Origin of the sequence: Streptomyces chlorus (assembly GCF_042655885.1) — a bacterium.
GTDB classification, from domain to species: domain Bacteria; phylum Actinomycetota; class Actinomycetes; order Streptomycetales; family Streptomycetaceae; genus Streptomyces; species Streptomyces chlorus.
Genome location: NZ_JBHSOA010000116.1, coordinates 1 through 1,505 on the forward strand (window position 1 = coordinate 1; position 1,505 = coordinate 1,505).

1 protein-coding gene is annotated in these 1,505 nt (G+C 68.2%); it reads right to left on the minus strand.

Annotated elements, in window-relative coordinates; genetic code table 11:
- Window positions 1–1,309 (minus strand): condensation domain-containing protein (locus ACFPZI_RS33330; protein WP_381370912.1); only part of this gene is annotated, 1,309 nt, incomplete at its 3' end.
- Window positions 1,310–1,505: the final 196 nt, after the last annotated feature.

The window sequence follows — 1,505 nt, forward strand, 5'->3', positions numbered from 1 at the left end:
CCACCGGCACACCCGTGTCGTTCCAATCCCGCGTGACCCGCTCCACCTCACCGACCGACAACAGATCAAGGGCGCCGACGGGGCGCTCGGGCGTTGTGCACACCTGACGCAGGACCCGGACGAGGCGGTCCAGTGAGGAACCGGCTTCTTCCGCGGTGACGACATCCGGCTGGTAGCCGAGCCTCAGGGCCAGCTCGTCGCGCGGGGCGACAATCAGGCTCATCGGGTAGTGCGTGGCGTCCTCCGCATTGGCGTTCGCAACGCGGAATCCTTGTTGTGCGGCGCTCTCGGTGACACTGCTGCTGTCCACGGGGTAGTTCTCGAACACGACCGCCGTGTCGAAGAGTTCGCCGTGCCCGGCCCAGCGCTGGATATCGGCCAGCCCGACATACTGGTGCTCGATGAGCCGGGACTGCTCTTCCTGGACACGGCTGATCAGGGAGCGCAGCGATTCCGCGGCTTCCCACCTGATCCGGCTCGGCACCGTGTTGATGAACAGCCCGACCATCGTCTCCACACCGGCCAGGTCGGCGGGGCGACCGGACACGATGTTCCCGAACGCCACATCGGTGCGGCCGGTCATCGCCGACAGCACCACGGACCATCCCACCTGGACGATCGTGTTCAGGGTGACGCCCCACTCCCGCGCGCACCGGTTGAGTGCCGCCGTGGTCTCCCGGTCCAGGTCGGCGAAGACCTGCTCGGGGACCACGGTCGTGCGGCTGCGGTCGGGGGTCAGCAGGGTGGGCTCGGCGAAGTCCTCCAGGGCCCGGCGCCAGGCGCGCTCGGACTCCTCCCGGTCGCGCTCGGACAGCCACCGCAGGTAGTCACGGTACGGACGCACCCGGGGCAGCCCCCGATCATCACCGCTCTGCCGGTACAGCACCAGCAGCTCGCTCAGCAGCACCGGCAGCGACCAGCCGTCCCACAGGATGTGGTGGTTGGTCATCACGAACCGGAACCGGCCCGCGGCCAGACGGATCAGCATGAACCGCACCAGGGGCGGACGGCGCAGGTCGAAACGTGTCCACCGGTCCGCCTCCACCAGCTTCGCGGCGGCCGCATCGGCGTCCTCCGCGTCCGAGACGTCCTCGTCGCGCCACGGCACCGTCACCGAGCGCGCCACCACCTGCGACCACTCGCCCGACTTCCGCTGGACGAACCCGGCCCGCAGATTCGCGTGCCGGCGCAGCAGCACGGAGGCCGCTTCCCGCAGGCGCGCACGGTCGACGTCGCCCTCGAGATCGAACACCATCTGCGCGGTGTAGACGTCAGGACCGGCGTTGTCGTAGATGCTGTGGAACAGCATCCCTTCCTGCAGCGGAGACAGCGGAAGAACATCCTCAATGTTACCGGCGCGCTTGCTCATCAGGAGTTCTCCCAGTCGTCCAGGTCAAGCTCGAGTTCGTCGAGTTCGTCTTGCGTGATGGTCTTGTCGGTGACGTCGGTGGGGGTGAGTCCGCCGGCGTCGGGATCGGTGGTGTGCCGGGCGATACCGGCAAGTG